The sequence below is a fragment of the Enterobacter cloacae complex sp. IR5459 genome (assembly GCF_049238005.1).
In the GTDB taxonomy this organism is placed as follows: domain Bacteria; phylum Pseudomonadota; class Gammaproteobacteria; order Enterobacterales; family Enterobacteriaceae; genus Enterobacter; species Enterobacter hormaechei_C.
Window position 1 is genome coordinate 169,567 of sequence record NZ_JBMKIG010000005.1, and the last position, 23,267, is coordinate 192,833.

20 protein-coding genes are annotated in these 23,267 nt (G+C 58.6%); 6 read left to right on the forward strand and 14 right to left on the reverse strand.

Features of this window, described 5'->3' with window-relative positions; all coding sequences use genetic code 11:
* Positions 1-89: 89 nt before the first annotated feature.
* The 6 genes from ACOTX4_RS12555 to nasR all read right to left on the reverse strand — a co-directional run bounded on the left by ACOTX4_RS12555 (position 90) and on the right by nasR (position 10,889).
* Entirely contained in the window at positions 90-2,567 is a 2,478-nt protein-coding gene (locus ACOTX4_RS12555; RefSeq protein WP_346399542.1) for a nitrate reductase, read from the reverse strand.
* Positions 2,564-6,550: a nitrite reductase large subunit NirB gene (nirB, locus tag ACOTX4_RS12560; protein ID WP_074167731.1), complete on the reverse strand. Its 3,987-nt coding sequence runs from the start codon at positions 6,548-6,550 to the stop codon at positions 2,564-2,566. Before nirB ends, ACOTX4_RS12555 begins: the two co-directional genes overlap by 4 nt.
* A gap of 12 nt (positions 6,551-6,562) precedes the next feature.
* The gene (locus ACOTX4_RS12565) at positions 6,563-7,351 is read right to left on the reverse strand and encodes an ABC transporter ATP-binding protein (protein WP_015570359.1); all 789 of its coding nucleotides are present in this window, start codon (positions 7,349-7,351) and stop codon (positions 6,563-6,565) included.
* Between the two features lie 9 nt (positions 7,352-7,360).
* The gene (gene ntrB, locus ACOTX4_RS12570; RefSeq protein WP_063937637.1) at positions 7,361-8,239 is read right to left on the reverse strand and encodes a nitrate ABC transporter permease; all 879 of its coding nucleotides are present in this window, start codon (positions 8,237-8,239) and stop codon (positions 7,361-7,363) included.
* 2 nt (positions 8,240-8,241) lie between these two features.
* The gene (locus ACOTX4_RS12575; protein ID WP_023296759.1) at positions 8,242-9,489 is read right to left on the reverse strand and encodes a CmpA/NrtA family ABC transporter substrate-binding protein; all 1,248 of its coding nucleotides are present in this window, start codon (positions 9,487-9,489) and stop codon (positions 8,242-8,244) included.
* Between the two features lie 227 nt (positions 9,490-9,716).
* Positions 9,717-10,889: a nitrate regulatory protein NasR gene (gene nasR / locus ACOTX4_RS12580; protein ID WP_063937639.1), complete on the reverse strand. Its 1,173-nt coding sequence runs from the start codon at positions 10,887-10,889 to the stop codon at positions 9,717-9,719.
* A gap of 73 nt (positions 10,890-10,962) precedes the next feature.
* Between nasR and ACOTX4_RS12585 the strand changes: the two genes are divergently transcribed.
* From ACOTX4_RS12585 to ACOTX4_RS12595, 3 genes are all read left to right on the forward strand, one after another.
* Positions 10,963-11,316, forward strand: a complete 354-nt coding sequence (locus ACOTX4_RS12585; protein WP_015570354.1) for a DsrE/DsrF/TusD sulfur relay family protein — start codon at positions 10,963-10,965, stop codon at positions 11,314-11,316.
* Positions 11,317-11,422: 106 nt separating this feature from the next.
* Positions 11,423-13,207: a methyl-accepting chemotaxis protein gene (locus ACOTX4_RS12590; protein ID WP_032609438.1), complete on the forward strand. Its 1,785-nt coding sequence runs from the start codon at positions 11,423-11,425 to the stop codon at positions 13,205-13,207.
* A gap of 194 nt (positions 13,208-13,401) precedes the next feature.
* The gene (locus ACOTX4_RS12595; protein ID WP_003856678.1) at positions 13,402-13,641 is read left to right on the forward strand and encodes a hypothetical protein; all 240 of its coding nucleotides are present in this window, start codon (positions 13,402-13,404) and stop codon (positions 13,639-13,641) included.
* 30 nt (positions 13,642-13,671) lie between these two features.
* Here ACOTX4_RS12595 and ACOTX4_RS12600 read toward each other — a convergent pair whose 3' ends face one another.
* Positions 13,672-14,367, reverse strand: coding sequence for a gamma-glutamylcyclotransferase (locus tag ACOTX4_RS12600; RefSeq protein WP_017384255.1), 696 nt, complete (start codon positions 14,365-14,367; stop codon positions 13,672-13,674).
* Positions 14,368-14,543: 176 nt separating this feature from the next.
* Positions 14,544-14,774 (reverse strand): putative cation transport regulator ChaB, encoded by a 231-nt coding sequence (gene chaB / locus ACOTX4_RS12605; RefSeq protein WP_032609439.1) that lies wholly within the window; start codon positions 14,772-14,774, stop codon positions 14,544-14,546.
* 268 nt (positions 14,775-15,042) lie between these two features.
* On the opposite strand from chaB, the gene chaA reads away from it, so the two are divergent.
* Positions 15,043-16,143, forward strand: a complete 1,101-nt coding sequence (chaA, locus tag ACOTX4_RS12610; RefSeq protein ID WP_003856672.1) for a sodium-potassium/proton antiporter ChaA — start codon at positions 15,043-15,045, stop codon at positions 16,141-16,143.
* Between the two features lie 106 nt (positions 16,144-16,249).
* Here chaA and kdsA read toward each other — a convergent pair whose 3' ends face one another.
* From kdsA to hemA, 6 genes are read right to left on the reverse strand one after another with little or no spacing between them, the layout of a single operon-like run.
* Positions 16,250-17,104 (reverse strand): 3-deoxy-8-phosphooctulonate synthase, encoded by an 855-nt coding sequence (kdsA, locus tag ACOTX4_RS12615; protein WP_003856671.1) that lies wholly within the window; start codon positions 17,102-17,104, stop codon positions 16,250-16,252.
* A gap of 36 nt (positions 17,105-17,140) precedes the next feature.
* Positions 17,141-17,950, reverse strand: coding sequence for an invasion regulator SirB1 (sirB1, locus tag ACOTX4_RS12620; RefSeq protein ID WP_003856670.1), 810 nt, complete (start codon positions 17,948-17,950; stop codon positions 17,141-17,143).
* 3 nt (positions 17,951-17,953) lie between these two features.
* A complete protein-coding gene (gene sirB2 / locus ACOTX4_RS12625) occupies positions 17,954-18,346 on the reverse strand; it encodes an invasion regulator SirB2 (protein ID WP_003856669.1) in 393 nt (130 codons plus the stop codon).
* Positions 18,343-19,173: a peptide chain release factor N(5)-glutamine methyltransferase gene (gene prmC / locus ACOTX4_RS12630; RefSeq protein WP_047653913.1), complete on the reverse strand. Its 831-nt coding sequence runs from the start codon at positions 19,171-19,173 to the stop codon at positions 18,343-18,345. The genes sirB2 and prmC overlap by 4 nt, the downstream gene beginning before the upstream one ends.
* Positions 19,173-20,255, reverse strand: coding sequence for a peptide chain release factor 1 (gene prfA / locus ACOTX4_RS12635; RefSeq protein WP_003856667.1), 1,083 nt, complete (start codon positions 20,253-20,255; stop codon positions 19,173-19,175). The genes prmC and prfA overlap by 1 nt, the downstream gene beginning before the upstream one ends.
* Before the next feature lie 41 nt (positions 20,256-20,296).
* Entirely contained in the window at positions 20,297-21,553 is a 1,257-nt protein-coding gene (gene hemA / locus ACOTX4_RS12640; protein ID WP_063937641.1) for a glutamyl-tRNA reductase, read from the reverse strand.
* 201 nt (positions 21,554-21,754) lie between these two features.
* Here hemA and lolB point away from each other — a divergent pair, with 201 nt between their 5' ends.
* Positions 21,755-22,366 (forward strand): lipoprotein insertase outer membrane protein LolB, encoded by a 612-nt coding sequence (gene lolB, locus ACOTX4_RS12645; protein WP_003856665.1) that lies wholly within the window; start codon positions 21,755-21,757, stop codon positions 22,364-22,366.
* On the forward strand, positions 22,363-23,232 hold the full coding sequence (gene ispE / locus ACOTX4_RS12650) for a 4-(cytidine 5'-diphospho)-2-C-methyl-D-erythritol kinase (protein WP_045895424.1): 870 nt from the start codon (positions 22,363-22,365) through the stop codon (positions 23,230-23,232). Before lolB ends, ispE begins: the two co-directional genes overlap by 4 nt.
* Positions 23,233-23,267: the final 35 nt, after the last annotated feature.

Genomic DNA, 23,267 nt, shown 5'->3' on the forward strand with positions numbered 1-23,267 from the left:
CCTGAAAAGATTTGTCGGGTGGCGGCTTCGCCTTACCCGACCTACAAATTCGTACCGGTGCGAAGCCGCCAACCGACGCCCTTGCACTATTATCCCAACAGCGCTTTCAGCTCCGGCACGCAGGAGCCGCAGTTCGTGCCGCAGCGCAGCTTCACGCCCAGCGCTGCGGCAGAATCACAGCCTCCGGCTATCGCCTTACGTATCGTATTTTCACCCACGCTGAAGCAGCTACAGATAATTCGCCCGGGATCGGCATCTTCGCCCGGCCGTTGTCCGTGCAGCAGCGCATGGCGTTCAGCGAGTTGTACGGGTGCAGCAGCAAAGGCTTCTTCAATAAACGCATGCGCCAGCGCCGGCAGCGTATGGCCCTCCCAGTAGCCCAGCATCAGCTCGCCGTGATGCCAGGCGAGCACGCTGCTGCGTTCTCCCGTCTGTGCCACCTGTAACTGCCAGCCCCGACCGCTGGCGTACGCCCTGACCCACGACAGCAACGGCTGCTCCCCCGCCACCGTCAGACGTGAGGCTTTACGCCACCAGCAGACCGACGGCGGCAGCGCTGGCAGCTCGCGGGCATACAGTTCACCCTGCCAGGCCGGTAGCCAGGGCATGATCCTCACCGCGGTTTGTTTACTCTCCGGCTGGCCGGAACCGGCATCAATCCGCCCTTCCACCAGCGCATTGACCTTCCCCTGCCGTGCAAATTGCGCGTTCCAGTGCATCGGCGCAAACAGCTCGCCCGCACGCTGCGCGGTGGAGATACGTACTCTGGCAACCATCACTCCGCGCGGTGAGCTTACCCGCGCCAGCTGGCCGTCAGTCAGCCCAGCGCGCGCCGCATCGGTTGCGTTCATCTCAACAAAAGGCTCATCAATATGCTGCATCAGGCGCGGAACATACCCCGTGCGCGTCATGGTGTGCCACTGATCGCGGATCCGCCCGGTATTTAGTATCAAGGGGTACAATTCGTCGACGCCTGCCGCATGCGAGGAAGGATCAACCGGTACAAGATTTCTTTGCGGGAAATCACCGGCATGCCACTGATAAGGCGCCAGCGCGTCCCACGCCTCTCGCGACAGCGACGCCAGTTCGCGCAGGTTTAGCGCCCGTTCGCCGTTATTTTCAAACGCCGTCAGCGCCGCATGTTCACAAAATATCTCCTGAGGGTGTTTCCAGGCGAAGGCATCGCCATAACCGAGCTGGTCTGCCATCCGGGCGATGATCCACCAGTCCGGTCTGGCCTCGCCCGGCGCAGGCAGAAACGCGCGCTGGCGGGAGATACGGCGTTCAGAATTGCTCACCGTGCCGTTTTTCTCGCCCCAGCCCAGGGCGGGAAAACGGATATGGGCAAACCGGCTGGTGTCCGTCTCCTGCATCACCTCAGATACCATGACCAGCGGGCAGGCTGCCAGAGCCTGACACACCGCGTGGCTGTCGGGAAGCGACACGGCAGGGTTGGTGCCCATGATCCACACCGCCTTCACCTCGCCGCGCGCAATGGCGTCAAACAATTCCACCGCCATCAGGCCCGGGGTCTGCGCCAGCCGTTCCGTTCCCCAGAAACGCGCCACGCGCGAAAGATCGTCCGGCTCGAAGTTCATGTGCGCCGCCAGCTGATTCGCCAGCCCGCCCACTTCCCGCCCGCCCATGGCATTTGGCTGTCCGGTCAGCGAAAACGGGCCGCAGCCAGGACGGTTGAACTTCCCGCTGGCAAGATGCACGTTAATGATGGCGTTACACTTGTCGCTGCCGGTGGAGGACTGGTTGATCCCCATGGTGTAGAGCGTGATCGCGCGTGGCGCGGTGATAAACCAGTCGTAGAAGGTGCTAATCTCGTCTGAAGGCAGATCGCAAAACGCCGCCACGCGAGGGATCGGCCACTCGCCCCGCCCCTGAATCAGATTGAGCAACCCCACAAACAGCCCGGCGTCGCTGCCGGGTCTGAGCGCGAGGTGGAGATCGGCGATATCGCAGGTGGCGGTTTTACGCGGATCGATCACGACCACTTTCATCTGCGGATTGTTGTGCTTTGCCTGCACCAGCCGCTGATACAGCACCGGATGCGTCCAGGCCGCGTTTGAGCCAACGAGTACCACCAGATCGCTGTTTTCCACGTCCTCGTAGCTGCACGGCACCACGTCTTCACCGAAGGCGCGTTTGTAGCCCACCACCGCCGATGACATGCACAGCCGCGAGTTGGTATCAATGTTCGCCGCCCCGATAAAGCCTTTCATCAGCTTGTTGGCGGCATAGTAATCCTCGGTCAACAGCTGGCCGGAGGCATAAAACGCCACCGCCTGCGGCCCCCATTCGTTGATGATGTTCCGTAGCCGCTCGCCCGCTTCGCCCAGCGCCTGCGGCCATGCCACCTCCCGGCCATCGACCACCGGGCGCAGCAGGCGTCCCTGCAACCCCGTGGTTTCCCCGAGGGCAGATCCTTTTACACACAGACGACCGAAATTCGCCGGATGAGTTTCATCCCCCCGAATGCTCACCTTTTCACCGTCTGCGCTGGCGACCACGCCGCAGCCCACCCCGCAGTAAGGGCACGTTGTCCGGGTTTCGGTCATGAGGCCTCCGCACGCATCACCAGCTCTTCATTTCCAACCCATACCTTGCCGTTTTCAATTTTTACCGGCCAGGCGCGCACCACGGGTTCGCCATTCTCCACCTGACAGCCGTCGCGCAGACGAATACGTTGCTTGTAGAGCGGCGAGATCACCACCGGTTCCCCCGCCGCATCGCCGAGGATGCCGCGTGAAAGCACGTTCGCGCGGCTACCCGGCTCCCGATCGTCGAGGGCATAAACGTTTTTGCCAAAGCGGAACAGCGCAATCGGTTTGCGCCCAAGATGCGCACCGATGCCCGCCTGCTCCGGGATCTCATCGATATTACAAATTTCCTGCCAGCGCTTGTTCTCCTCCGCGGCGGGGACGTTCACCGCAGTGCGGAACAGCGCCAGGCGGTCAGGATCGTTAAGGGTGGTTTGCCATTCGCACTGGTAAGTTTCCACCACCCGAGCCATCTCCTGCTCCAGCTCGTGGGCGATCCCCAGGCTGTCGTTGAGGATCACCTCGCGCAGATAGTCGAGGCCGCCTTCCAGGTTATCCATCCAGGTACTGGTACGTTGCAGACGATCTGCCGTGCGAATGTAGAACATCAGGAAACGGTCAACGGTGCGGATCAGCGTTTCGTCGTCCAGATCGCTGGCGAAGAGGTCCGCGTGGCGCGGCTTCATCCCGCCGTTGCCGCACAGATAGAGGTTCCAGCCTTTGTCCGTGGCAATCACCCCCACGTCTTTGCTCTGCGCCTCTGCGCACTCACGGGTACAGCCGGAGACCGCCATTTTGATTTTGTGCGGCGCGCGCAGGCCCTTGTAGCGGTGCTCCAGCCTGACCGCGAGGCCGGTGGAATCCTGCACGCCGTAGCGGCACCAGGTCGACCCGACGCAGGATTTCACCGTGCGCAGAGATTTCCCGTAGGCATGTCCGGTCTCAAACCCGGCCTCCACCAGCGCCTGCCAGATTTCCGGCAACTGTTCGAGCGTGGCGCCAAACAGGTCAATACGCTGCCCGCCGGTAATTTTGCTGTAAAGGCTATAGCGTTTCGCGATCTGGCCGATGGCGATCAGCCCGTCGGCGGTCACTTCACCCGCAGGCATCCGCGGGACGATGGAGTAGGTTCCGTCCTTCTGAATATTGGCGAAATAGCGATCGTTGGTGTCCTGCAACGGCAGATGCGCCGGTTTCAGCAGATACTCGTTCCAGCAGGAAGCCAATACCGATCCCACCAGCGGCTTACAGATCTCGCACCCGTGCCCCTGACCGTAGCGGCTGATAAGCTGGTCAAAAGTGCGGATATGGTTGACGCGCACCAGGTGGTAAATCTCCTGACGCGAGTACGGGAAGTGTTCGCAGATATCTTTCTTCACCTCCACGCCCTGCTCCGCAAGCTGGAACTCCATCACCTGCTTCACCAGCGCGCTACAGCCTCCGCAGCCGGTCGCCGCTTTGGTGCACTGCTTAATGGCGCCGATATCCGTTGCGCCCGCGCTTACCGCCTGGCAGATATCCCCTTTGCTGACGTTATGACACGAACAGATCTGCGCGCTTTCCGGCAGCGCCGCCACGCCCAGCGCTTTCGGCGCGCTGCCTGACGATACGGGTAAGATCAGCGTTTCCGGTTCTTTTGGCAGGCCGATGCCGTTGAGCATCATCTGCACCAGCGTGGCGTATTCGCTGGCATCGCCCACCAGCACGCCACCCAGCAGGGTTTTGCTGTCGTGGCTGACCACAATTTTTTTGTAGATTTGCTGCGGCCCGTGCGTCCACTGGTAGCTCAGCGCACCCGGCGTGCGCCCGTGAGCATCGCCAAACGACGCCACATCCACGCCCAGCAACTTGAGTTTGGTACTCATATCCGCGCCGGTGAAGCGCTTCTCCTCACCCGCCAGCACAGCGGCGGCCACGCGCGCCATCTGGTAGCCCGGGGCCACCAGGCCAAAGATTTTTCCCTCCCACAGCGCGCATTCGCCGATGGCAAGCACGTCCGGATCGGAAGTCCGGCAGCCGTCGTCAATACAGATACCGCCGCGCTCGCCGATAACCAGCCCGCTGCTGCGCGCCAGCGCGTCCTGCGGACGAATACCGGCAGAGAAGACCACCATGTCCGTTTCCAGCTGTTCACCATCGGCAAAGCGCAGCACCAGCCCGTCGTCTGCGGTGGCAATCTCCGTCGTCGATTTACTGGTGTGCACCCCTACGCCCAGCGCCTCAATTTTCTTGCGCAGCATTGCCGCGCCGTCGCTGTCGAGCTGCACCGCCATCAGGTTCGGCGCAAACTCCACCACGTGAGTTTCCAGCCCGAGCTGCTTAAGTGCATTCGCCGCCTCCAGACCCAGCAGGCCGCCGCCAATTACCACGCCGCGGCGAGAGCCTGCCGCATGGGCCGCAATGTTGTCCAGATCGTCGAGGGTGCGGTAGACAAAACACCCCGGCAGATCGTTGCCCGGAACGGGTGGTATGAACGGGTACGAGCCGGTCGCCAGCACCAGCTTGTCCCAGTGAGTCTCATGGCCACTGGCGGTACGCACTACGTGTGCATCACGATCGATAGCAACGATCTGCTGCGAGAGGCGCAGCTCAATGCCGTTATCGGCAAAGAACTCCCCCGCCACCAGCGAGAGCGAGTCCGCGCTGCGTCCGCCAAAATATTCCGACAGATGCACGCGGTCATAGGCGGCATAGCGCTCTTCGCCAAAAACAATAATCTGATACTGCTGATGCAAATTGCGGTTAACGCAGTCTTCGAGGAAATGATGGCCGACCATACCGTGCCCAACCACCACCAGAGTAGGTTTTGTCATAGCGTTCTGTCCTGCAACCTGCGGTTGCGTTGTGAAACGATCGAACAGCCAGTCCGCGTGGGCGGGCGCAGCCGTTGCCAGTAAATCGGTAAAGGTTGCCGCGCTGCGGCAGTCACCCATCAGCAGCACGCCAGCCAGCACCCCCTGATGGATCAGTAAACGTCGATAGTGACGGGTCAGCGGGTCCCATGAACTCCAGACCACATCGTCCGCCTGCGCCGTCGCGCGCCCGAGGCTGAACAGATCCACGCCGGTCACCTTAAGGCGCACGCCGTTGTCGGTCAGGGTAAACGGCGCGGTGACCTCCCCGGCCAGCCGCGCGGCAAGAATATCCGCCTGCGCCAGACAGGGGGCCACCAGGCCAAACGTCTGGCCGTCAATTTCGCAGCACTCGCCGATGGCGTAGATACCCGGCACGGAGGTTTGCATCTCCTGAACCACCACGATGCCGCGCGCGCAGCGAATGCCGCTGGCATTTGCCAGCGCAACGTTGGGCTGCACGCCGGTTGCCAGCACCACGCGCGTGGCGGCAATGCGGCGTCCGTCGAGCAACGTCACGGCATCGTCAGCGATGGCGGTGATGCCCGAGGCGAGTTCACAGCTAACGCCCCGCGCCGCCAGCGCCTCTTCCAGCAACAGTCCCGCCTGCTGATCCAGCTGCTGTTCCATCAGCCACGGACCGCGATGCACGAGCGTGACGTTGTCACCCTTGCGCGCCAGCGCTGCCGCTGCCTCCACGCCGAGTACTCCGCCGCCCAGCACTACCGCCGGCCCGGAGATATTCTGGATGGCGCGGGTTTCTGCCAGGGTGCGAAAGGTGAACACATGCGGCGCATCGCCGCCGGGGATCGGCGGCACAACAGGGGTAGAACCGGTAGCAAACACCAGCGCATCCCAGCCCAGCGTGCGAGCAGAGGTATGCACTTCACGCGCGTTGACGTCTACTGCGAGCGCCGTTTCTCCTCGCAGCACCGTCACGCCTCGTGCCGTGTACCAGTCTTCATCGTGCATACAGATGTGCTCCGCCTGCTTTTCGCCACCCAGCACTGGCGAAAGCTGGATGCGGTTGTATGCCTGCTCCGGCTCGTCACCGATGACGGTGACAGCGAAACGACCGGGAACACGCCCGGTGAGCGACGCAATCAGCCGGGTTGCCGCCATACCATTACCGATAATGACCAGTCGCATCGTGCCCCCTCATTACGCCGCTTTCGGCTGTTTTTCGTAGAGGAAATGGAGGATCTGCTGGCGCATGTGGTGATAGCGGCTGTCGTCCGCCAGCTGCACCCGGTTGCGCGGGCGCGGCAGATCGACGCGCAGGATCTCACCCACGGTGGCCGCCGGGCCGTTGGTCATCATCAGTACGCGGTCAGAGAGCAGTACCGCCTCGTCCACGTCGTGGGTGATGAGCACGATGGTGGTATTCAGCGCCTGCTGGATCTGCATCACCGAGTCCTGAAGATGGGCGCGCGTCAGCGCATCCAGCGCGCCGAAGGGTTCATCCATCAGCAGGACTTTCGGCTTCATCGCCAGCGCGCGGGCAATCCCGACGCGCTGCTTCATACCGCCGGAGATCTCCCCGGGGCGCTTATGCAGCGCGTGGCCCATCTGCACCCGGTCGAGATTGTGCTCAATCCACGCTTTGCGCTCGGCCTTACTCATGGTGTGACGGAAGACCTGATCCACCGCCAGCGCCACGTTGTCGAAGCAGGTCAGCCACGGCAGCAGCGAATGATTCTGAAACACCACCGCGCGCTCTGGCCCCGGCCCGGCGATTTCGCGGTTGTCGCAAATCAGCCCGCCTTCCGTCGGCAGCGTGATCCCGGCGATCAGGTTTAACAGCGTCGACTTGCCGCAGCCGGAGTGACCAATCAGACTGACGGTTTCGCCCTCGTGGATATCAAAAGAGACGTTTTGCAGCGCCAGAAACTCGCCGCTGGCGGTGGAAAAACGCTGGCTCACGGCCTGGACCTGAATTAACGGTTTCATCTTCACTCCTTATTTTTCCTGCCAGCTAAAGCGACGGGCGATCAGCATCAGCCCCTGCTCCAGCAGCAACCCGACCACGCCAATGATGACGATGGCGATGAGAATGTTTTCGACGTTGAGGTTGTTCCACTCATTCCAGATCCAGAAGCCAATGCCTAAACCTCCGGTGAGCATCTCGGCGGCGACAATCACCAGCCAGGCAATGCCAATGGAAAGACGTACCCCGGTCAGCACCGCAGGCAGCACGGCCGGGAAAAGAATGCGGCGCATGATGGTCCACTCTGAGAGTTGCAGCACCCGGGCCACGTTGAGGTAGTCCTGCGGAATACAGCGCACCCCTTCGGCGGTGTTAATGACCATCGGCCAGATGGAGCAGATAAAAATAGTCCAGCTCGATGCAGGCTCCGCTTTCTGGAACAGCAGCAGGCCGATAGGCAGCCAGGCCAGCGGGCTGACCGGACGCAGTAGCGCGATCAGCGGGTTGAACATGCGGGAGAAAAAGGTGAAGCGGCCAATCAAAAAGCCCAGCGGAATGCCCGCCAGCGCCGCCAGACCGAAGCCGATGGCGACGCGCTGCAACGACGCCAGCACGTTCCAGCCAATGCCCATATCGTTTGGCCCGTCGCGATAAAACGGATCGGCAAACAGGCTTATGGCCGAATCGAGCGTGCTGAGCGGCGTCGGAAAGCCTTTACTGTTTATCGCCGCCAGCTGCCAGAGCACCACCAGCAGGCCGAGACCGAGCAGCGCCGGGATGACGCGCTGTAAAAAATCATTCATCCGACGCGTAAACGCGGGCGCACGACGGCGAACCTGTAACGGAGGCAGGACTATCACTTCCCCGCTCTCTGACGTCTCTTGTGGTTTTGTATTTTGCAGATGCTGCATACTCAGGCCCCTTTACGGTGAATGGCGAAGCGGTTGGCGTACCCTTCCGGATCGGTGCCGTTCCAGACGGTGCCGTCCATCAGGGTGCTGCTGCGATACGGTGATGACGGTGTGGACATGCCGCCCACGGCGGTCGCGGCATCCTGCCAGACCGCGGTCTGGTTAATGCGCTGTGCAATGCCCGCGTAATCCGGCGCGGCGTTGAGCAAGCCCCAGCGGCGGAACTGGGTTAAGAACCACATGCCGTCGGAGAGATACGGGTAGCTCACGGCACCCTCGTTGAAGAAACGGATCGGGTGCGCATCCTGCCAGCGCTGACCGACCCCGTTGTCGTACTCGCCGAGCATGCGTCCGGTGAGATACTGTTCCTTGCAGTTGAGCCAGGCGCGGCGCGAGAGGATCTGCGCGGTTTCGCGTTTGTTTTCCGCTGACGCCTCGATCCAGCGCGCGGCTTCCATCACGGCGCTCACCAGCGCCCGTGCGGTGTGCGGATTTTTCGCCACCCAGTCGCGTCGGGTGCCGAGGATCTTTTCCGGGTGATCGGCCCAGATGGACTGTGACGTGGCGGCGGTAAACCCGATGCGGTCGTTAATCGCCCGCGCGTTCCACGGCTCGCCAACGCAAAACCCGACCATGTTGCCAATGCGCATGTTCATCACCATCTGCGGCGGCGGCACCACCACGGTGCGCACGTCGTCAAACGGGTTAATCCCCGCGCTGGCCAGCCAGTAGTAGAGCCACATGGCGTGCGTTCCCGTCGGGAAGGTATGCGCGAAGGTGTAGGTTCCCGGCGCCTGCTGCGCAATCAGCTTTTTCAGCCCGTCGAGGTCACGAACGCCCTTCTCCGCCAGATCGCTGGAGAGCGTAATGGCCTGACCGTTCTGGTTGAGGGTCATCAGGTTCGCCATCTGCTGCGGCTTGCCCGCGATACCCAGCTCCAGACCGTACAGCAGGCCGTAAAGAATGTGCGCGGCGTCCAGTTCGCCCGCCACCAGCTTGTCGCGCACCGCCGCCCAGCTCGCCTCTTTGGTCGGCACAATAGTAATGCCGTGTTTTTTATCGAACCCCTTCAGGGCCGCGATAACCACGGGCGCGCAGTCGGTCAGAGGTATAAACCCGATACGCACGGTATCCTGCTCCGGCTTATCTGACCCCGCCGCCCATGCGGCCTGCATGACACCCGGCAACAGCATCGCACCACTCGCCAGCATGCTGGCCTGCAATAACCGCCGTCTCGACAAATCCGCCATAATTGCTCCTGAAAAAAGGCAAAAAAAAGCGCCCGACGGTGCTGAAGCACCGCTGGACGCCTTTATCCTGAAGACGCATGCACCGCCGTTGGCGCATCGTCGAAAATGGTTAATCTGTTAATGCAAAGGTAATGCCAGCTTTTTATCCCCGGCGTTACGGGGTTTCTGCAAGAAGAGCGCTGTATTACGCACCTCAATCAGGCATAAATTGCCCACTGACTGTGCAACTACTCCCCAGGGGGTATCTTCCACAGATTTTTCACCGTAAGCAGCGCACGGGCGATATCTACCATGCGTTGGTTTTTATCCATCGCCATTTTGCGCAGGGCGGTCCACGCCTGCTCCTCGCTCATGTTCTGGTGCGTCATCAGCACGCTTTTGGCTTTGTCGATGGTCTTACGCTCCTCCAGCGTGTCGCGCAGGGAAGCAAGCTGACGGGAGAGTTGCTCAATTTCACGCGCCTGCTGGCGCACCAGCGGCAGCAGCGGTTTATCCGGAAATCGCGCCAGGATATCGTCGTGTTCATCGTCTGCGTGCAGGTTTTCGCTATAGCGGCGCTCCTCAACTGCCGTCATCAGATCGGCAATTGCCACCTCCTCCAGCGTGCGCAGGTGCTCAAGGCGCGCGGTTTGCAGGGCAAACCATTTGAGGGCGGTATCACCGTTATCTGCCGGAGGCTGGCGGGTGCACGCTTCACGCCTGAGTTTTTCAGTCTCCAGACCCGGCAGGCAGTTGAGGGTAAATGACTCCTGCACGTCTGGAGTGCAATGGGAGATAAAAACCTCAAAGCAGGCCTGCTGGCCATCAATGCGATCCACCAGCCGCTGGCGGGTTTCATCGTCAAAGAATCCCTGGGTGAAACCAATAGCCCCCAGCGCCCGCTCTTGTCCCACAAGTTCTTTGCCCTGCATCAGGCTGTAAAGGGCCACAAATCGGCCCGCGATGTGCGGATCGTCAATGCTGTCGCTGAGTTGGGGTACGATACTGAGCAAATGACGCAGTATGCGGCTGTAATGTTCCATCGCCTGCGGCGCGGTGACGCATTGACCTGTAACGCCATCACGCAGCGCCGTTAGCGTCTCAAGGCCGTGCAGTGCGCTGGCAATACGTTCGCACAGGGCGCTGCCCGGCAGCGGTTCGTTAAACTGAAGGTGCAATGCGGCGAGGTTTTCATCCACCAGGGCCCTGCTGGCCTTGCATTCAGGCGCGTACAATTTGCCCTGCGAGCAGAGCCAGACATTTGACGCACCGCGCTCGCACTGTAGCATATGCACCAGTCGACTGATGCTGTTCACCAGTGCGCCCAGCTGCGCCAGTCTGCCGAGCTGTTCCTCGCGCAACATTCTCGCACGCTGGAACCATTCGGTTGCGCCAGGGGAACTGCCAGCCACTATCGTCATCGTTTCTCTCCCCGATACGTATTCTTCGGTACGAGAAGCAATATTCGTGCCTTTTCAAAGAACAGGAGTCAACATGCAGAAGATTGTGATCGTCGCCAACGGTGCGGCCTACGGCAGTGAATCCCTTTTTAACAGCCTGCGCCTGGCAATCGCGCTGCGCGATAAGGAGAGTGAGCTGGAGCTGCGCCTCTTTTTGATGTCCGACGCCGTCACGGCCGGGCTGAAGGGGCAAAAACCCGCAGAGGGCTACAACATTCAACAAATGCTGGAGATCCTGACCGCGCAAAACGTTCCGGTCAAACTGTGCAAAACCTGTACCGACGGGCGCGGCATTACCGGGCTGCCGCTGATTGATGGCGTGGAAATTGGTACGCTGGTGGAGCTGGCTGAATGGACGCTTTCCGCCGATAAAGTATTAACTTTTTAATAATAACCCGCTAAAAATATTATTTTCTTATGGACGCGGTTTCAGCATCAAGTTTACCTGCACCGTTGCCGATAGGCATGGAAACAACACAGCAGGTATTACACTTATGTTCAGATCCATTCGCGCCCGCATCATTGCCGCGACGACAGGCTGTCTGGTCGTCGCCCTTCTTCTTAATACCATTATTAACTTTCAGGTCACGCGCCAGGATAATCAGCAGTCGCAGCGCGATATTCTGACCAGCACCAGCGCCAGCCACAACATGGCGATTGCCGACTGGGTGAACAGCAAAATAACCGTCATCACTTCGGCGCAGTCGGTCGCGCTCAGCGACGATCCGGTTCCGGTGTTTAAACAGCTTGCACTGGCGGGTGGATTTACCAACGTCTACGTGGGTTATGCCAGCAAAACGGCTAAATTTTCTGACCCAACCGGGGTGCCCGCTGATTACGATCCCACCCTTCGCCCGTGGTATCAGCAGGTCGTCAGCGCTGATGGCCCGGTAGTGACTGCACCCTATGTGGATGCGGGCACCGGGAAACTGGTGGTGACGTTCGCGGTACCCGTTAAAGAGCAAGGCGCCCTGAAAGCGGTGGTGGCGGGCGATGTGGCAATGGACAGCGTGGTGGCTAACGTGCGCGGTATTCACCCGACTCCGGCCAGCAGTGGACTGCTTTTGGACAGCAACGGCACCGTAATTGCCGGCAGCGATCCTGCGCTGACGCTTAAGCCGTTTACTGAAACGATCAAAGGGACCGATTTTGCCACTCTGAAAAGCGGCAACCTGGTTGACGGAACGTCAAACGGACGCGAAAAAACGTTCCTGGCCACCGCCGTGCCGGGGACGCACTGGCTGCTGGTTGTGGCGCTTGATAACGGCGATGCCACCGCCGGGATGCGCTCATTGCTTAAAGCATCTGCACTGTCGCTGGCAATCCTCGCCCTGCTGAGCGGAGCCCTCATGCACCTCCTGATTGCCCGCCTGCTTAAGCGGCTGTTCGGTATCCGTGACGCGATGAACAACATTGCCAACGGTACTAACGATCTGTCGCAGCGTCTGCCGGATAAGGGGGGCGATGAAGTGGCGCAAATCGCGCAGGCGTTTAACGCCTTCAGCGATAAGCTTTCTGTGGTGATGGTCCAGCTGCGTGATGCGAGCGCCTCAGTGAAAAACGCCGCGCATGAGATTGCGGCGGGTAATCAGGATCTTTCCGGGCGTACCGAGCAGGCGGCATCAAGCCTTCGCGAAACCGCCAGCGCCGTGGAAGAGATCACGGCCTCCGTTACGCAGTCAAACGAGTCGGCAGCAGAAGCGAATGAACAGACGAGCAAGGCCTCTGCCGCCGCATCCCGCGGAGGTGACGTCGTCGCTCAGGCCATCAGCACCATGCAGTCCATCGAACTGGCTTCCGCGAAAATCGGCGATATCACCAGCGTCATTGACGGCATCGCCTTCCAGACCAATATTCTGGCGCTTAACGCCTCGGTGGAAGCGGCACGTGCCGGGGAGCAAGGCCGTGGGTTCGCGGTCGTTGCGGGGGAAGTACGTAACCTGGCCAGCCGCAGCGCTCAGGCGGCGAAAGAGATCAAATCCCTTATTGATTCCACCACCGAAAGCGTTGCAACCGGCTCCCGGTTTGTGCACCTTGCGGGCGACAGCATGGATGAGATCCGCGCCAGCGTCGGGAGCGTGTCAGGCATAATGCGTGAAATATCTATTGCCACCCGCGAGCAGATGAAAGGGATCCATGAAATTAACCACGCGGTGACTCATCTGGATCGCATGGTGCAGCAGAACGCCGAGCTTGTTGTACAGTCTGCTGCGGCGGCCAGCGCGCTGCAAAGCCAGGCGGGCGACCTTGCTGAGACCGCAGGCCATTTCCGCATATAATTTTTCCCGGACGCGCGTTAAACAGGGAAAAAGTGCGTCCGCTGAAAGGTTTCAGGGATTTTGTCATTTTTGTTTAATCGTTGCGCCATTTTTTGATCGAAATCAGCATCCCACTCCTGCCCCTTTGGTGTTATGCAATGAGTAAATTGTGAACAACATCACGCTCGGGATGGGCAAAAACGACGGGGTATAAAATGGCACGAGTTAAAACAAGTCTGAAACTGTTTGGCGGGGATACGGTAGTGGTGCGTTGCTCAGAGCGTTGCCGCATCCATCTGATAAGTTCGAAAGGACAGAAACAATCGCAGGCAGATATCCTTACCGTCCAGGACGATAAGGCCTGGCTGACGGTGCCTTACACCGGCACCTGGGATGTGCTGATCGACAGCCACAGCCAGTCGCTCGAACATTCCGTAAGTTACGTGGCAGCATAACCATAAACGCCCGGCCAGCCGGGCGTATTATCAGGCAAAACCTGGCCGCAGCGTATTGCTGAGCGGGTTCCCTTCCAGCAGCGCTTTCACCTTCACCACCAGCTCACTCAGACAGTCGTCCTGCATACCGAGACGCGTCAGCTCCTGATCGAGCGAGAAAAGGTACTGGGCGTTAGTACCCAGCGGTCCACTGGCGGCGGCAATCAGCGGGGCAATCACCTGGGTTCGGGTGTCGGCTTCATACAGCGGGTGGCGCGGATCCATAATGAACACCAGCGCGTTGACGGTGCGGCCGTCATCCAGTTCCAGCTTGCACCAGCTGGGCATATAGCAGCCGGTGATCATCTCGCGCTTCCACAGCAGCGTCAGCTCATCTTCCAGCGTGGTATCCGGCAGCCGGTATGCCACGCCCGTGGTGCGCCCGCCCTCTTTTAGTGCAAGCATGCGTCCTGGCTGACACGCGCTGCCGCGTCCGGCGGTCAGGCGCAAACAGAAGGCGCGGTGCCAGCCAGGCAGCGTTCCGGTTGCCGATTCAACAAATTCGAGCGCCGGGTTCCACATCAGCGAGCCGTAACCAAAGATCCAGACCGGGCCATCATCCGGGCGGCAGGCCAGCGTTGCCGCAAGCGACGCCGCACGTTGTTCAGCCGACCACAGAAGCGATTCCTCAATAGCACCAAATGCCGTCTTACAATCTGCCTTCATCAAGAAATCACGCGTTAACACATTCCACCTCCGCCACTGCATGCTTCCTTGCGACATCTGTAATTCGCCTTCCCGGCATTCTGTGCTGTTCATTTTAACAGCAGTTGAGCAACGATAAGCAATTCGCGGGCCAGATGCAATACAGCGGCAGGTCAACCGCCTGAAATGTCAAAAGGGAGGCAGCGTATTATTCGCGGCTATTTCTTTTTGTGCCATTTATCATCGTCCCCTTTCTCATAGTCATTTTTTACGGCGGCCCAGGCCACCTTATGGGCCGTCTCTTCGCGGCTGGCATCGTCCCGGCGATCTTCTTTATCTTTGTACTGATCCCAGGCGCTGTTAAAGGCTTCTTTGTAGATTTCCTGGGCGTGGGCAGGCAATACGTTTTGCACGTTATCTGGTAATTCGCTTTTCGATTTGTATGGCATCGTTAACCCCTCTTTTGGCTAAAAGATAAGTGTGGACGACGATACGCGAGGGTGCCAGCCAACAGAAAGAAATGAACAATATAAAAATGCAAGTCATTGTTATTAAATTAATATTTAACAGAGATAGGCAATTATAAGCCTCAGGCATAAAAATTATAATAAAGGGTAAAATTAAGTAAAAAATACAGGGTATTTAACAGATTTCTGTTAATTTAATACTTTTAAAATCTATCTATAATTACAAGCACCTGCATTGTTGGAGAAACACATGACAGCAACACACGAGGCGGTGAAAACCCGCCACAAGGAGACCTCTCTCATTTTCCCGGTTCTGGCACTGGCTGTGCTGCTCTTCTGGGGAAGCAGTCAGTCATTGCCAGTGGTTGTGGGGATCAATATTCTGGCTCTGGTGGGTATTTTAACCAGCGCATTTAGCGTGGTACGCCATGCGGATGTTTTAGCCCACCGTCTTGGAGAGCCGTATGGGTCATTAATTTTAAGCCTTTCGGTTGTGATTCTTGAGGTCAGTCTCATTTCCGCATTAATGGCCACCGGCGACGCCGCGCCAACGCTAATGCGCGATACGCTCTATTCCATCATTATGATTGTTACCGGCGGCCTGGTTGGTTTTTCACTTTTATTAGGTGGTCGCAAATTTGCCACCCAGTACATGAACCTTTTTGGCATTAAACAGTACCTGATCGCCCTGTTCCCGCTGGCGATTATTGTGCTGGTATTCCCGATGGCGCTGCCGGGTGCAAATTTCACCACCGGCCAGGCGCTGCTGGTGGCGCTGATTTCCGCGGCGATGTACGGCGTGTTCCTGCTGATCCAGACCAAAACGCACCAGAGCCTGTTTGTTTACGAGCATGAAGACGACGGTGACGACGATGACCCGCATCACGGTAAGCCGTCGGCTCACAGCAGCGCGTGGCACACGGTTTGGCTGATCGTGCATCTGATTGCCGTTATTGCGGTCACCAAGATGAATGCGAACCCGCTGGAGGCGCTGTTAACTGAACTGAACGCGCCGGTCGCCTTTACCGGTTTCCTGGTGGCCCTGTTGATCCTGTCGCCAGAAGGCCTGGGAGCGCTGAAAGCGGTGCTCAATAATCAGGTGCAGCGTGCGATGAATCTGTTCTTTGGCTCTGTTCTGGCGACCATCTCCCTTACCGTTCCGGTGGTGACGTTGATTGCCTTTATGACGGGAAATGAATTGCAGTTTGCGCTGGGTGCGCCAGAGATGATTGTGATGGTGGCATCCTTGCTGCTGTGCCAGATTTCCTTCTCCACCGGCCGCACCAATGTGCTGAACGGCGCGGCGCATATGGCGCTGTTTATTGCGTATCTGATGACAATATTTGCGTAATTTTTTTGCGGGGTGGCGCTGCGCTTACCCGGCCTACAAAACCCGTAGGCCCGCGCAAGCGTAGCGCCGCCGGGCAAAGAAAAACCCGCCGAAGCGGGTTTTTTTATTAGTTGCTGGTATCCAGCTCGTCGAAGCTCTTCACCAGATCGTCAATCGCTTTGATCTGTTTCAGGAACGGCTCCAGCTTATCCAGCGGCAGCGCGGATGGACCGTCGCATTTCGCGTTAGCCGGATCCGGGTGCGCTTCAATGAACAGACCCGCCAGGCCGGTTGCCATACCGGCGCGCGCCAGTTCGGTCACCTGCGCACGACGCCCGCCAGACGCGGCGCCAAACGGGTCGCGGCATTGCAGGGAGTGGGTCACGTCGAAAATCACCGGAGACTGGTTAGAGACGTTCTTCATCACGCTGAAGCCCAGCATATCCACAACCAGGTTGTCATAACCGAAGTTTGAACCACGGTCGCACAGGATAACCTGGTCGTTACCGCCTTCGATAAACTTGTCGACGATGTTACCCATCTGGCCTGGGCTCACGAACTGCGGTTTTTTCACGTTAATCACGGCACCGGTTTTCGCCATCGCTTCTACCAGGTCAGTCTGGCGAGCGAGGAACGCCGGAAGCTGAATCACGTCTACCACATCAGCCACCGGCTGTGCCTGAGACGCCTCGTGCACGTCGGTGATCACTTTCACGCCAAACGTCTGTTTCAGCTCCTGGAAAATCTTCATCCCCTCTTCCAGGCCCGGGCCACGGTATGAGTGAATGGAGGAGCGGTTGGCTTTGTCAAAAGAGGCTTTAAACACGTACGGGATGCCCAGTTTTTGGGTCACGGTCACGTAGTGTTCGCAGATGCGCATAGCGAGATCGCGGGATTCCAGCACGTTCATACCGCCAAACAGCACGAACGGCAGGTCGTTTGCCACGTTGATATCACCAATGCTAACCACTTTTTGTTTCATAGGATCGCCTTATTCAGGTGTGAATCGGAATTAAGATTAATGCAGTGTAATGTGTTTATGCGCGATCGCGTTGATCTGCGCGCGGATCATCTCGCTGATCGGGTCTTCCGGACATTGTTCGACGAAATAATTTAAATCATTCAGCGCCACGTGCTCGCAGTCGAGCTGCGCATAAATCAGGCCGCGGTCGCGGATTTCGTACGGATCTTCCGGATTGAACTGCAACAGCACTTCGCTTGCGCGCAGGGCCAGCTCCATCTGACGCTCTTCCATCAGCGCAGACTTCAGCGTATCCAGGAGCTTGCGGATCACTTCGGCGTTATCGGCTTCATCGAGATCTTCATTGAACAGCTCAGCTATCGGGCTGATGTTGCCTTTCAGCCAGACATCCAGCGTATGCTCATCCAGCGTGTCGCCGTTAAACGGATTGATTAACCACATCTCACCGTCCAGCCACTCCGCCCGCAAAATCATCTGCGTCGGGAAAATGACCGGCACCAGTGGAATCTCCAGCTCGTGCGCAACCCACAGTAAAATGGCGCCCAACGCGACGGCGCTGCCCTGACGATTTTTCAACACCTGGTCCAGCCACAGTGCGTCAGACAGGCGGTACACGCCTCGCGTGTCGCAGAAACCCCATTCGCCGTAGAAAAGCTCAATCAGCTTCTCTAATTGCCAGTCCTGCGGACGTGCCTGATTGATCTCTTCGCGCGCCAGGCTGACCAGATTCTCCAGTTCAGCGTAAACGTACTGTGACGTAAAATCGTCGCGGATCATCTCTGAAATCAGGATCATACCATCGCAGAGCGGCACTTTGTTAAATTCGAAATCGGCTAAGGACCTCATGACTTACCCCAGTAACGGTATTCTTGTGGTGGCGAGTTTAATGATGATGTACAGCACCACCAGACCCAGCAAAAAGGCGATAAACCCTGTCTGCTGGCTGCGCGGACGATGACGCCCAAGCGCGATAAAACCCAAAACGATGTAGATGATAACGCCAAACAGCTTTTCAGTCAGCCATGCGCCTTTATCAGTAAATGGCAGATAGCCGGTCTTCCACATTAACCCGGCTCCGGAAAGGAACAGCACCGTGTCGATACAGTGCGGGGCGATGCGTACCCAGCGGGCGTTAATCAGCGGATTGTTGTTGTAGCGCCACCAGTAGCGGGCAATAAAAAAGCCAATGGTCAGGGCAACGGAAACCAGGTGAACGGAGATCAGCAGCGTAAACAGGCTCATGACCGCTGCCCCAGCGTCAGACGTTCATTGCCGCCGTAATCCCGGCAGGTTTCCACGGCAGCGTATCCGGCATGCGTAAACAGCGCTCGCACCGCCTCTCCCTGCGTCCAGCCATGTTCCACCAGCAGCCAGCCACCGGGAAGCAAATGTTGCCGTGACGTTGTCACAATGTGATCGAGATCCGCAAGTCCCTGATTCGCAGCGACCAGCGCGGTCAAGGGTTCAAAACGCACGTCCCCCTGCGCGAGATGCGGATCGTCTTCGTCGATGTAGGGCGGATTGCTGACAACCATTTCAAACATGCGGCTTTCAAGCGCGGCAAACCAGCTGCTTTGCAGAACGGAAACATTGTTCAGCCCCAGCCGTTCAACGTTGCGCCGCGCGAGGGCGACCGCATCATGCATCACGTCTACCGCCGTCACGGTGCAGTCTGGCCGCTCGCTGGCAAGCGCCAGCGCAATCGCCCCGGTGCCGGTGCCGAGATCGAGGATCTGACACGGCTGCGCCGGTAACCGCGCCAGCGCCTGCTCCACCAGACACTCGGTGTCCGGGCGCGGGATCAGCGTGGCCGCTGAGACGTACAGTGGAAGGGACCAGAACTCGCGCTCGCCAACCAGATGCGCCACCGGCTCGCCGGTTTTACGGCGGGCAAGCAGCGTCTCCAGCTGCGATTGCTGTTCAGCGGTCAGCGCGGTTTCGCCGAAAGCCAGCAGATACGTGCGGGCTTTACCCGTCACATGCTCAAGCAGAATTTCGGCGTCACGCTTCGGGCTTTCACTTGCGGAAAGCTCACTGGCGGCATGGCGTAACCAGCGCTGAAAATCCATTAATCCTGCTCGGACAGTGCCGCCAGCTGGTCGGCCTGGTATTCCTGCACGATAGGCTCAATCAGCATATCGAGCTTGCCTTCCATTGCCTCATCCAGACGGTAGAGCGTCAGGTTGATGCGATGGTCGGTTACGCGCCCCTGCGGGAAGTTATAGGTGCGGTTACGATCGCTACGGTCGCCGCTGCCCAGCAGGTTACGGCGGGTAGAGGCTTCCGCCTGCTGGCGTTTCGCCATTTCCGCCGCGTGGATACGGGCGCCCAGCACGGATAACGCCTTAGCTTTGTTCTTGTGCTGGGAACGTTCATCCTGACACTCAACCACAATCCCGGTGGGCAGGTGAGTAATACGGATAGCGGAGTCGGTGGTGTTAACGTGCTGACCACCTGCCCCTGAAGAGCGGAAGGTGTCGATGCGCAGATCCGCCGGGTTGATATCCGGCAGTTCCGCTTCCGGCAGCTCCGGCATCACCGCCACCGTACAGGCCGAGGTATGAATGCGCCCCTGCGATTCCGTCGCAGGCACGCGCTGCACGCGGTGGCCGCCGGATTCAAATTTCAGTCGACCGTACACGCCGTCACCGCTGATTTTGGCGATAACCTCTTTGTAGCCGCCATGCTCGCCTTCGTTGGCGCTCATGATCTCCACGCGCCAGCGACGGGATTCGGCATAACGGCTGTACATACGGAACAGATCCCCGGCGAACAGCGCCGCTTCGTCGCCGCCGGTACCGGCGCGGACTTCCACAAAGGCGTTACGCTCATCGTCCGGATCTTTCGGCAGCAGAAGCACCTGAAGCTGCTGCTCCATCTCTTCTGAACGCGCTTTCGCATCCTGTAACTCTTCCTGCGCCATCTCGCGCATCTCAGGATCGTCGAGCATCATCTGCGCGGTTTCGATATCTTCCTGGACCTGTCGCCAGTCGGTAAAGCATTTTGAAACATCACTTAACTGCGCGTATTCACGCGACAGCGCGCGAAAACGTTCCTGGTCGGCAATGGTCCCGGCATCGCCGAGCAGCGCCTGGACTTCTTCATGGCGCTCGTGCAGAGCTTCCAGTTTAGCGACGATAGAAGGCTTCATAGGCGTAAATGCACCTTGTCTTAGAAAATGGGTATAGGGCGCTATTCCAGCCCGAGGCTGTTGCGCAGAATTGTCAGGCGTTCATCGTCCCCGTCACGGGCAGCCTGCTGAAGAGATTTGGTTGGGGCATGGATCAGGCGGTTGGTCAGTTTCCAGGCCAGATCCTGCATAATCGCCTGCGCGTCGCCGCCCTGTTCAAGGGCCGCTAACGCTTTGGCCGTCAGGTCATCACGCACCTGCTCCGCCTGACCGCGGTATTCGCGGATGGTCTCGCTGACGCTTTGCGCGCGCAGCCAGGCCATAAATTCGCTGGTTTCCTGTTCAACGATGGTTTCCGCCTGCACAGCCGCCGCCTTACGCTGGGCAAGGTTGTGCGAAATGATGCTTTGCAGGTCATCCACGCTGTACAGGTAGGCGTTCGCCAGTTTGCCCACTTCCGGTTCAACATCACGCGGAACGGCGATATCCACCAGCAGCATCGGCTGATTGCGGCGGGATTTCAGCGCACGCTCGACCATCCCTTTCCCGATAATCGGCAGCGGGCTGGCGGTAGAGCTGATAATAATGTCCGCCTCTTTCAGACGTTCATCGATGTCGCTCAACGCAATCACCTCAGCGCTCACTTCATCTGCCAGCACCTGTGCACGTTCGCGGGTGCGGTTGGCGATGATCATCTTCTTCACCTTGTGTTCGCGAAGATGGCGCGCCACCAGCTCGATGGTTTCGCCCGCCCCCACCAGCAGTACGGTGACGGTCGACAGCGATTCGAAGATTTGACGGGCAAGGGTACAGGCCGCGAAAGCAACCGAAACCGCACTGGCGCCAATGTCGGTTTCGGTTCGCACACGCTTCGCCACGGAGAATGACTTCTGGAACATTCGTTCAAGTTCGCTGGCTTTCAGATGCCCTTTCTGGGAATCCGCGAAGGCTTTTTTCACCTGGCCGAGGATCTGTGGCTCGCCCAGCACCAGCGAATCCAGACCGCTGGCCACGCGCATCAGATGGCTGACCGCATCGTTATCCTGATGCCAGTACAGGCTGTTGCGCAGCTCTTCTTCGTTGAGGTTGTGGTAGTCACATAGCCAGCGGATCAGCGCCTCGTGCAGGTTGTCCTGCTCCTCCACGCTTAAATAGAGCTCGGTACGGTTGCACGTCGACAGCACCACGCCACCCTGCACCATCGGCTGTGCAAGCAGGCTGTCCAGCGCCAGGTCGAGCGTATCCGGCGAAAACGTAACGCGTTCTCGCAGTGAAACCGGGGCCGTTTTGTGGTTAATACCGAGTGCTAATAGGGTCATGTTGAGCGGGAGTAGTACCAGCGTTAATAAGGTTAGCAGGACGCATCATACAGGATGCGCGAGATCAATAAAAGAGACTGCCCCCTTTCGGAGTAATAGCTTACGCCACGCTTTGAGATAATTTGAACGTAGACGGTGGCACCCTTCAACGCTAGCATTAACAGTTATAACTGCAACGTATCTCAAGGATTTGTCATCATTATGACCCGAATGATTCGCCTGCTGCCTCTGGCGGCCCTGGTTCTGACCGCCTGTTCCGTTCATCAGCCGAAAGGCCCGGGCAAAAGCCCTGACTCACCGCAGTGGCGCCAGCACCAGCAGGACGTGCTGAAATTAAGCCAGTATCAGACCCGCGGTGCATTTGCTTATCTCTCTGACGAGCAAAAAGTTTACGCTCGCTTCTTCTGGCAGCAAACGGGTCAGGACAACTATCGCCTGCTGCTGCTGAACCCGCTGGGCAGCACCGAACTGGAGCTGAACGCGAAGCCTGGCGAAGCGCAGATTACCGATAACAAAGGCCAGCACTACACGGCAACTGACGCCGAAGAGATGATTGGCAAGCTGACCGGGATGCCGATTCCGCTCAATAGTCTGCGCCAGTGGATCCTTGGCCTGCCGGGTGACGCAACCGACTACACGCTCGACGATCAATACCGTCTGAGCCAGGTAAATTACACTCAGGGCGGTAAAACCTGGAAAGTGGTGTACAGCGCGTATGACAGCAAGACTCAACCGTCGCTGCCGTCCAATATGGAGCTGACGCAGGGTAGCCAGCGTATCAAGCTGAAAATGGACAACTGGATCGTTAAATGATGACCCACTGGCCCTCTCCCGCAAAACTGAACCTGTTTCTCTATATTACCGGGCAGCGCGCTGACGGCTATCACACCCTGCAAACGCTGTTTCAGTTTGTCGATTACGGCGACACGATCTCCATCGAACCGCGTCAGGACGGGCAGATTCACCTGCTGACGCCGGTCGACGGCGTGGCGCATGAGGATAACCTGATCGTGCGCGCTGCTCGCCTTCTGATGAAAACGGCGTCGTCGTCGGGTCGTCTGCCAGCGGGAAGCGGTGCGGATATCCGTATCGACAAACGCCTGCCTATGGGCGGCGGTCTTGGTGGCGGTTCATCGAACGCCGCGACCGTACTGGTGGCGCTTAACCACCTCTGGGGCTGCGGTCTGACGACGGACGAACTGGCAGCGTTAGGATTGACGCTGGGCGCCGATGTACCGGTGTTTGTGCGCGGCCACGCGGCGTTCGCTGAAGGTGTCGGTGAAATCCTCACGCCGGTCGATCCGCCGGAAAAATGGTATCTGATCGTTCACCCTGGCGTGAGCATTCCTACCCCGGTCATCTTTAAAGATCCTGACCTGAAAAGAAATACCCCGGTACGGTCAATAAAAACGTTATTAAATTGTGAATTCAGCAACGATTGCGAGGATATCGCAAGAAAACGTTTTCGCGAGGTTGATGCGGTGCTTTCCTGGCTGTTAGAATACGCGCCGTCGCGCCTGACCGGTACAGGGGCCTGTGTCTTTGCTGAATTTGACACCGAAACCGCCGCCCGTCAGGTGCTTGAGCAAGCGCCGGTTTGGCTGCATGGTTTTGTAGCGCGCGGGATGAACATCTCCCCCCTACAGCAGGCCATTCTGGCGCAGACTGAGTTTCGGTGACAACGTCACCCTGTTCCAGACGTTGCATCGCGCTC

What these genes read in the sequence shown, in the direction of transcription:
- ispE (WP_045895424.1), top strand. Translation starts at nt 22,363, where the DNA reads ATGATGACCCACTGGCCCTCTCCCGCAAAACTGAACCTGTTTCTCTAT.
- chaA (WP_003856672.1), top strand. Translation starts at nt 15,043, where the DNA reads ATGACAGCAACACACGAGGCGGTGAAAACCCGCCACAAGGAGACCTCT.
- ACOTX4_RS12585 (WP_015570354.1), top strand. Translation starts at nt 10,963, where the DNA reads ATGCAGAAGATTGTGATCGTCGCCAACGGTGCGGCCTACGGCAGTGAA.
- ACOTX4_RS12575 (WP_023296759.1), bottom strand. Translation starts at nt 9,489, where the DNA reads ATGGCGGATTTGTCGAGACGGCGGTTATTGCAGGCCAGCATGCTGGCG.
- hemA (WP_063937641.1), bottom strand. Translation starts at nt 21,553, where the DNA reads ATGACCCTATTAGCACTCGGTATTAACCACAAAACGGCCCCGGTTTCA.
- ACOTX4_RS12555 (WP_346399542.1), bottom strand. Translation starts at nt 2,567, where the DNA reads ATGACCGAAACCCGGACAACGTGCCCTTACTGCGGGGTGGGCTGCGGC.
- lolB (WP_003856665.1), top strand. Translation starts at nt 21,755, where the DNA reads ATGACCCGAATGATTCGCCTGCTGCCTCTGGCGGCCCTGGTTCTGACC.
- nasR (WP_063937639.1), bottom strand. Translation starts at nt 10,889, where the DNA reads ATGACGATAGTGGCTGGCAGTTCCCCTGGCGCAACCGAATGGTTCCAG.
- kdsA (WP_003856671.1), bottom strand. Translation starts at nt 17,104, where the DNA reads ATGAAACAAAAAGTGGTTAGCATTGGTGATATCAACGTGGCAAACGAC.
- ACOTX4_RS12590 (WP_032609438.1), top strand. Translation starts at nt 11,423, where the DNA reads ATGTTCAGATCCATTCGCGCCCGCATCATTGCCGCGACGACAGGCTGT.
- sirB1 (WP_003856670.1), bottom strand. Translation starts at nt 17,950, where the DNA reads ATGAGGTCCTTAGCCGATTTCGAATTTAACAAAGTGCCGCTCTGCGAT.
- chaB (WP_032609439.1), bottom strand. Translation starts at nt 14,774, where the DNA reads ATGCCATACAAATCGAAAAGCGAATTACCAGATAACGTGCAAAACGTA.
- prfA (WP_003856667.1), bottom strand. Translation starts at nt 20,255, where the DNA reads ATGAAGCCTTCTATCGTCGCTAAACTGGAAGCTCTGCACGAGCGCCAT.
- ACOTX4_RS12595 (WP_003856678.1), top strand. Translation starts at nt 13,402, where the DNA reads ATGGCACGAGTTAAAACAAGTCTGAAACTGTTTGGCGGGGATACGGTA.
- nirB (WP_074167731.1), bottom strand. Translation starts at nt 6,550, where the DNA reads ATGCGACTGGTCATTATCGGTAATGGTATGGCGGCAACCCGGCTGATT.
- sirB2 (WP_003856669.1), bottom strand. Translation starts at nt 18,346, where the DNA reads ATGAGCCTGTTTACGCTGCTGATCTCCGTTCACCTGGTTTCCGTTGCC.
- prmC (WP_047653913.1), bottom strand. Translation starts at nt 19,173, where the DNA reads ATGGATTTTCAGCGCTGGTTACGCCATGCCGCCAGTGAGCTTTCCGCA.
- ntrB (WP_063937637.1), bottom strand. Translation starts at nt 8,239, where the DNA reads ATGCAGCATCTGCAAAATACAAAACCACAAGAGACGTCAGAGAGCGGG.
- ACOTX4_RS12565 (WP_015570359.1), bottom strand. Translation starts at nt 7,351, where the DNA reads ATGAAACCGTTAATTCAGGTCCAGGCCGTGAGCCAGCGTTTTTCCACC.